General features: G+C 46.1%; 8 protein-coding genes. 3 read left to right on the top strand and 5 right to left on the bottom strand.

What is annotated here, in order from left to right; all coding sequences use genetic code 11:
* The first annotated feature begins 134 nt into the window (after window positions 1-134).
* Complete coding sequence (trmA, locus tag CWI78_RS11415) at window positions 135-1,235, top strand: tRNA (uridine(54)-C5)-methyltransferase TrmA (RefSeq protein ID WP_126782935.1); 1,101 nt, start codon at window positions 135-137, stop codon at window positions 1,233-1,235.
* On the opposite strand, the gene CWI78_RS11410 is transcribed toward trmA, so the two are convergent.
* The 3 genes from CWI78_RS11410 to efp form a co-directional block, all read right to left on the bottom strand.
* Window positions 1,232-1,636: a MerC domain-containing protein gene (locus tag CWI78_RS11410; RefSeq protein ID WP_126782934.1), complete on the bottom strand. Its 405-nt coding sequence runs from the start codon at window positions 1,634-1,636 to the stop codon at window positions 1,232-1,234. The two genes, trmA and CWI78_RS11410, sit on opposite strands and share 4 nt — an antisense overlap.
* Window positions 1,637-1,737: 101 nt before the next feature.
* Window positions 1,738-2,715: an elongation factor P--(R)-beta-lysine ligase gene (gene epmA / locus CWI78_RS11405; protein WP_126782933.1), complete on the bottom strand. Its 978-nt coding sequence runs from the start codon at window positions 2,713-2,715 to the stop codon at window positions 1,738-1,740.
* A 6-nt stretch (window positions 2,716-2,721) separates the two neighbouring features.
* The gene (efp, locus tag CWI78_RS11400; protein WP_126782932.1) at window positions 2,722-3,291 is read right to left on the bottom strand and encodes an elongation factor P; all 570 of its coding nucleotides are present in this window, start codon (window positions 3,289-3,291) and stop codon (window positions 2,722-2,724) included.
* Between the two features lie 108 nt (window positions 3,292-3,399).
* On the opposite strand from efp, the gene epmB reads away from it, so the two are divergent.
* Together epmB and CWI78_RS11390 are read left to right on the top strand one after the other, a co-directional pair.
* A complete protein-coding gene (gene epmB, locus CWI78_RS11395; RefSeq protein ID WP_126782931.1) occupies window positions 3,400-4,446 on the top strand; it encodes an EF-P beta-lysylation protein EpmB in 1,047 nt (348 codons plus the stop codon).
* Window positions 4,443-4,763 carry a primosomal replication protein gene (locus CWI78_RS11390; RefSeq protein WP_126782930.1) on the top strand — a complete coding sequence of 107 codons (321 nt, stop codon included), beginning with the start codon at window positions 4,443-4,445 and terminating at the stop codon, window positions 4,761-4,763. Before epmB ends, CWI78_RS11390 begins: the two co-directional genes overlap by 4 nt.
* On the opposite strand, the gene CWI78_RS11385 is transcribed toward CWI78_RS11390, so the two are convergent.
* Both CWI78_RS11385 and groL read right to left on the bottom strand, forming a co-directional pair.
* Window positions 4,744-5,250, bottom strand: coding sequence for a DUF3016 domain-containing protein (locus tag CWI78_RS11385; protein WP_126782929.1), 507 nt, complete (start codon window positions 5,248-5,250; stop codon window positions 4,744-4,746). The two genes, CWI78_RS11390 and CWI78_RS11385, sit on opposite strands and share 20 nt — an antisense overlap.
* A 125-nt stretch (window positions 5,251-5,375) precedes the next feature.
* Entirely contained in the window at window positions 5,376-7,022 is a 1,647-nt protein-coding gene (gene groL / locus CWI78_RS11380) for a chaperonin GroEL (RefSeq protein ID WP_126782928.1), read from the bottom strand.
* Window positions 7,023-7,079: the final 57 nt, after the last annotated feature.

Raw genomic sequence — 7,079 nt, 5'->3', positions numbered from 1 at the left:
TTTTTTTGCTGACTGCGTAAAGTTTCGGCAAATGTGATCAAATCCAACATAAATAAAGGGCATTGGCACATTAATCCGTTGATGCGTAAAATAGAGCCCTGACTAATTATTAGCAAATATGGCGTAACCTCATAATGACTTACAAACGAATCGACACATCTGAATACCCAAAACAACTCGCACAGAAAGCGGACAGAGTAAGGCAGATGTTTCGTCCTTTCGACATTAATGAGGTAGAAGTCTTTGAGTCACCGGCCAGCCACTACCGAATGCGTGCGGAGTTTCGGGTTTGGCACGAAGGCAATGACTTGTATTACATTATGTTTAACCCAGAGACGCGTGAGAAAATCCGCATGGATGAATTCATGCCGGGGAGCCTGCTGATTAATCAATTAATGCAGGAACTCATGACCTTATTAAAGCCTAACGATATTTTACGCCGCAAACTGTTTCAGGTCGATTTCCTGACCACCACCACAGGGGAAGCCATTATTTCTCTGCTTTACCACCGACCTTTAGATGACGAGTGGGAAAAGGAAGCCGTTACACTTCGCGAATCTCTAGACGCTTTTGCTAAAGTTGAGGTAATAGGAAGAGCGCGTAAGCAAAAACGCGTATTATATAAAGAAAGTGTCACCGAAGAAGTTAAGGTCGACGGGAAAAGCTACCTGTCCCTGCAAACCGAGAACAGCTTCACTCAGCCAAACGCTATCATCAACCAGAAAATGATCAGTTGGGCTAAGCGCTACGCTGGTAACAATTCACATGATTTATTAGAGCTTTACTGCGGTAACGGCAACTTTACCTTGCCTCTGGCAGAAAATTTTAACCGAGTATTAGCGACTGAAATTAGCAAAAGCTCTGTTGCGGCGGCTCGCGAAAACGCAGCATTGAACGGTATTACCAATGTCACTGTTGTGCGGATGTCAGCTGAAGAGTTTAGCGCGGCTTTAAGTGGTGAGCTTGAATCAAAGCGAGCGGCTAATGCCGACATTCACAGTTTTGATTGTAAAACCGTATTGGTCGATCCGCCCAGAGCGGGTTTAGATAAAGATACCTTGAAGTTGGTTTCTCAGTACCAGAGGATCATTTATATTTCCTGCAATCCAACAACCCTAACAGAAAATATCGAAGCAATATCAAGTACTCATAAGGTCACTGCGGCTGCCATGTTTGATCAATTTCCCTATACCGATCACATTGAAACAGGCGTGGTTCTGGAAAAGCAAAATTAGTTTTGGGCTGGCTCTTCGGCGATAGTAGAAAAAGTGAGTTTACGGTTTAAGCGCAGATTTGATACATGCGCGTAAATAATCAGCCCGGCACCGAAGAGGATAATAATGGGTTCACCCCAATGGCCAAGAATATCCCGTTGAGAATAAATAACGGCACCTAAAAGCAGTAATGACAACAGGTGCCATTTACCATGCTTGCGTGCACCACCAATCAAAGACCAAAGCCCAACAACAACACTCAGTCCTAAAATCGTATTCTCTAATGCGTCTTCACCGATAAAGGCAAGGCCCGCCATTGCCAGCAAAGGCAGAATGACAGGCAGCAGTAGGCAGTGAATCGCACACAATGTTGTGATCCAGATTCCTGCTTTATCCAAGTTTTTGGATGTTCCTGCTGACATACTGGGCAATACCTTCTTCGTAAACTATGTTTGTTATATTATAACATACGGAAGAAATAACCAAGGGAGATCACGAAAAATTGTTGTTAACCAGCGGGAGGTTAAGCGGTATCAATAGAGAAAGGTAAAACGTCGGTTATTGTTTTTGCTCCACAAATAACCATCAGCAATCGGTCAAAACCAAGGGCTACACCAGAACACTCCGGTAAGCCAGACTCCAAAGCAGCAAGCAAACGAGTGTCTTCAGGTTGGGCCGCTAGTCCATTCTTTTTTCGCCATTCATTATCTTTTTCAAAGCGAACGCGTTGCTCTGCGGGATCTGAGAGTTCGTTATAGCCATTTGCCAGCTCGACTCCTTGATAATAGAATTCGAATCGTCGAGCGACACGCGGATCACGTTTGTCGATTTTAGCCAGCGCCGCCTGAGACTGTGGAAACTCAGTGACACAAACCGGTACTTCAACCGGAAACCGCTTTTCAATAAATTCAGAAAAAGCCACTTGAAGTATTGTGTCCTCGTCGGTTTCCCTCGACATCCAATCCGATAGTGCGGGTTGCTCAATAAGCCGCTGTCTGATGCTCTCAACACCAGAAGCTGTCAAAGGGTCCTCGCCCAGGTATTCAATAAAAGCGTGCTGGTAAGTAATGACTTTAGTCCCAGGCGCATCACTTAGCTCGGTTATTAACTCTGCAACCTCAGCGATTAATTGATTATCATTATAACCCACTCGATACCACTCAAGTAGAGTGAACTCGGGGTTATGAAAGCGCCCGACTTCATCGTCACGAACCACATGGCTAAGCTGAAAAATGTCGTGCTTATAAGCAGCAAGAATGCGTTTCATTGCGTACTCTGGAGAGGTTTGCAGATAGAGCTTTTCATTTGCAGAAGGTAGCGGGTATTTAAATTCGGTGGTCAGATTACTCAAGTGGCAATCGGTTACCCCAAACTGGGACAACAAATGCGTATCGACTTCCATTACTTGTCTTTCATAAAAAAACTGGCGAACCTGTCGCAATAATTCAGCGCGTTTTACAAGCACTGACCAATCTGCTGTTGGTCGCCAGTCGGTCGTCATACCAAGTTACTTTTGAACCCGTGAAACATACTCGCCTGAACGAGTGTCCACTTTGATTACTTCGCCAATTTGCACAAACAACGGCACACGAACAACTGCACCTGTACTCAATGTCGCTGGTTTACCGCCAGTACCGGCTGTATCACCTTTTAGCCCTGGATCCGTTTCGGTAATTTCCAGCTCAACGAAGTTGGGTGGCTGAACATTAATTGGCTTCCCTTCCCAAAGAGTCAGGGTACAAACATCCTGCTCCACCAACCACTTCTCAGCATCGCCTACCGCTTTCTCATCGGCAGGAACCTGTTCAAAGGTTTCATTGTTCATAAAATGCCAAAACTCACCATCGTTATACAGATAGGAAAGTTCAAGCTCTATAACGTCTGCACCTTCAACAGACTCGCCGGACTTAAAGGTTTTTTCAACGACTTTACCGCTGATTAGCTTGCGGATTTTAACGCGGTTAAAAGCCTGCCCTTTACCCGGCTTGACCATTTCATTTTCAACGATCGAGCATGGCTCTCCGTCCTGCATGATTTTTAAACCGCCTTTGAATTCACTCGTACTATAATTCGCCATAACGAAACTTTCCTTTATAAATGCCTGATCATTTGCGCGCAATAATAAAACAAATAGCGACTTTTTTCAGGTAAAATATAGAGTATTTGCAGCAGTCACGGAGGCCTAGTGTCCGAGTCAGCGTATTCTATTACTGTAAATAAGCGTCCGGACTGGCAGTTCGAGCTAAAACAAGCCTACACCCGGCCAGAGGATATGCTTCGCGCACTTAACCTTGATCCCTCATTATTTTCCGCTGATATAGCGGCGCGAAAGCTCTTCTCCATGCGGGTTCCCAGGCCTTTTGTCGCACAGATGCAGGCTGGGGACAGCAACGACCCATTGTTACGACAAGTGCTTCCTCTGCATAACGAGTTCGATTCGGCTCCAGGTTATAGCGCTGATCCCTTGCAAGAGCAGAAGGGACCCGTCAACGGACTCTTACATAAGTATAAAAGTCGCGTATTACTGATTCTGAAAGGTGGTTGTGCGGTGAACTGTCGCTATTGCTTCCGTCGCCACTTTCCCTACGACGAACTGACCTTCAGCAAACGTCAACTCACTGACACACTCAACTACATTAAGCAGAATCCGGAAATTAACGAAGTGATTCTCAGCGGTGGCGACCCTTTAATGGAAAGCGATAATCGCCTTAATGCTCTGATAAAAGAATTTGAATTATTACCACAACTCACTCGTTTACGTATTCATAGCCGGTTGCCAGTCGTGATACCCTCCCGCCTGACTGCAGAGCTTAAGACCATGCTGAGCGACACACGCTTGCAAAGCATTTTGGTTATTCACGCAAATCACGCGAATGAAATGTCGCTGGAATTAGCGGAGACTCTATCCGACTGGCATCGCGCGGGTATTCACTTGCTGAATCAGAGTGTCTTATTACGCGGTGTTAATGACAGTATTGCGGCGCTTACTGAACTCAGCGAAACCTTGTTTAGTGCGCACGTTTTGCCTTACTACTTACACCAACTGGATAAAGTAGAAGGTGCCAGTCACTTTGCAGTCAGTGATGAAAAAGCACAAAGCTTATGGCAACAGATGACACATGAGTTACCCGGATTTCTGGTTCCGCGCCTTGTCAGAGAACAAGCCGGGGAGCTTAGTAAAACGGCTATCATGCCGGACGGCACGAATACATTAACAAAGGACAAATTATGAGCGACAACCTGGAAACTGTAGAAAATAAGCTACAAGAGCACCTTCAACAATTGTACCGCCAAGTGATTGATGCCGACCAATACCTTGATGATTTACGTCAACAAGGTAAAGCTAAATTCCAGGGCATTTTCGCAGAGCAGACCGTATTTGAAAGCACAGGCAACCGCTTTCAGCCGTACCTAAATGAAATTGCTGCCAATTTTGAAAAGTGGCAGCACGATAAAGAAGACGAACAACAGTTACAGTTGCTGGTACAGCAATTACAATTAATGACTGAAACCCTTGCTCGCCTTAAGGTTATTCGTCAGGCTGGTTAACGATTGTATCCTCGAACCAACGAGTCAACATTTCTTCTTCAAAGTACAAATCGTTCCGGCGCACTCGTGATGCCAGGCCGTCGTAGTTAAACCTCATGTTTTTCACATTGGCCTGGCCTTCCCTTAGCACTTCTCCGGAGTTGTTAACTAATCGATAGTCGAACGCCATTCTCGGAAAGTCAATTTCACGAACAATACGCACATAATTTGAACTTGAACGTCCAAATGTAGGTTCGAGACGACCCGTTAAATCGACATCGGTTACGGTAACTTCCAACTTCCGATCTTCCGGAAGCTTTGTCATTAAGCTTTGAAAGTGTTCAGTGAGCTGATCCATCACCTTTTGCTCATAGCGATCCCTAAAGCCATCGGCCGGACGAATATCGGTATAACTATCAACATCTTTCCAGGAAACTTCAGCCGTTCCGGCTAATGCCGAAAAACTAAAAGCCAATAAAACCGTTCCTACTATACCTTGAACACGCATGCTAATTTTCCTCCCATACAATTGCCAAGGACACCATCCTGGTACTTAGAGCACTATTTTCTGAAAAAATTCCATAAAAAAAGGGAGCCATGTAGGCTCCCTTCATTAAACGGTGCTTGAGCGCATCACATCATGCCGCCCATACCGCCCATTCCACCCATGTCACCGCCAGGCATACCGCCTGCGTTGTCATCCTGTGGAATGTCAGCAATCATCGCTTCAGTGGTGATCATCAGTGCGCCAACAGAAGCGGCAAACTGAAGAGCTGAGCGAGTCACTTTAGTTGGATCCAGAATACCCATTTCCAGCATATCGCCGTAAGTGTCGTTACCGGCGTTGTAACCGTAGTTGCCTTCGCCAGCACGCACGTTGTTAGCAACCACTGAACCTTCAGCGCCAGCGTTCATCGCGATTTGACGCAGAGGCGCTTCCATCGCGCGCAGGGCCAGGCGAATACCAACGTTCTGATCTTCATTATCACCGCGTAGGTCACCCAATTTGCTCGCAGCGCGAATCAAGGCAACACCACCACCAGGCACAACACCTTCTTCAACGGCCGCACGAGTTGCATGCAAGGCATCTTCAACGCGCGCTTTCTTCTCTTTCATTTCCATTTCAGTAGCAGCGCCGACTTTAATGACCGCAACACCGCCGGCTAATTTGGCCAGACGCTCTTGCAGTTTTTCACGGTCGTAGTCAGACGTCGTGTCTTCCATTTGCTGCTTGATTTGGTTAACGCGACCGTCGATAGCGGTATCATCGCCATTACCGTCAACAACCGTGGTGTTGTCTTTAGTAATAACAACGCGTTTCGCAGTACCTAAATCTTCAAGCTGAGTTTTTTCCAGCTCCATGCCAATTTCTTCAGAAACGACTGTACCGCCAGTCAGAACTGCGATGTCCTGCAACATGGCTTTACGACGGTCGCCGAAGCCTGGCGCTTTAACTGCTGCAACCTTCACGATACCGCGCATGTTATTCACAACCAAAGTTGCCAGCGCTTCGCCTTCAACGTCTTCAGCAATAATCAGCAGAGGTTTACCGGCTTTAGAAACACCTTCTAATACCGGCAGTAATTCGCGGATATTAGAGATTTTCTTATCAATCAGAAGAATGAATGGGTTATCTAATTCAACTGAACCGCTTTCTTGGTTGTTGATGAAGTAAGGTGACAAATAGCCACGGTCGAACTGCATACCTTCAACCACATCCAGCTCGTCAGTTAGCGCCTGACCTTCTTCAACCGTGATAACACCTTCTTGACCTACTTTGTCCATTGCCTGAGCAATAATTTCGCCAATGGTGTGATCCGCGTTTGCAGAAATCGTTGCTACCTGAGCAATGGCTTTGCTGTCAGCGCAAGGCTGAGAAATTTTCTTCAGCTCTTCAACCGCAGCGATAACGGCTTTGTCGATACCGCGCTTAAGATCCATTGGGTTCATGCCCGCAGCTACTGACTTCAGGCCTTCATTCACAATAGCTTGTGCCAGTACGGTCGCGGTTGTTGTACCGTCACCCGCTTCGTCATTGGCCTTAGACGCTACTTCTTTTACCATCTGCGCGCCCATATTCTCGAACTTGTCTTCCAGCTCGATTTCTTTCGCGACAGAAACACCGTCTTTAGTGATAACCGGTGCGCCAAATGATTTATCTAATACAACGTTACGGCCTTTTGGACCCAGTGTTACTTTTACTGAGTCAGCAAGAACGTTAACGCCTTTCAGCATTTTTTGACGTGCTGTGTTACCAAACTTGACTTCTTTAGCTGCCATTTTTGCTTTCCTCTTAAATTCGTTTAGTCGGTTGTGCTAATAAGCGTTTCTGACGTT

Origin of the sequence: Idiomarina ramblicola, assembly GCF_003987255.1 — a bacterium.
In the GTDB taxonomy this organism is placed as follows: domain Bacteria; phylum Pseudomonadota; class Gammaproteobacteria; order Enterobacterales; family Alteromonadaceae; genus Idiomarina; species Idiomarina ramblicola.
Note: the sequence above shows the minus strand (reverse complement) of the source record. Positions and strands in the feature narration are given on the sequence as shown.

Coding starts and splice junctions, on each gene's coding strand:
- efp (WP_126782932.1), bottom strand. CDS start 3,291: ATGGCGAATTATAGTACGAGTGAATTCAAAGGCGGTTTAAAAATCATG.
- epmA (WP_126782933.1), bottom strand. CDS start 2,715: ATGACGACCGACTGGCGACCAACAGCAGATTGGTCAGTGCTTGTAAAA.
- CWI78_RS11410 (WP_126782934.1), bottom strand. CDS start 1,636: ATGTCAGCAGGAACATCCAAAAACTTGGATAAAGCAGGAATCTGGATC.
- groL (WP_126782928.1), bottom strand. CDS start 7,022: ATGGCAGCTAAAGAAGTCAAGTTTGGTAACACAGCACGTCAAAAAATG.
- CWI78_RS11390 (WP_126782930.1), top strand. CDS start 4,443: ATGAGCGACAACCTGGAAACTGTAGAAAATAAGCTACAAGAGCACCTT.
- CWI78_RS11385 (WP_126782929.1), bottom strand. CDS start 5,250: ATGCGTGTTCAAGGTATAGTAGGAACGGTTTTATTGGCTTTTAGTTTT.
- trmA (WP_126782935.1), top strand. CDS start 135: ATGACTTACAAACGAATCGACACATCTGAATACCCAAAACAACTCGCA.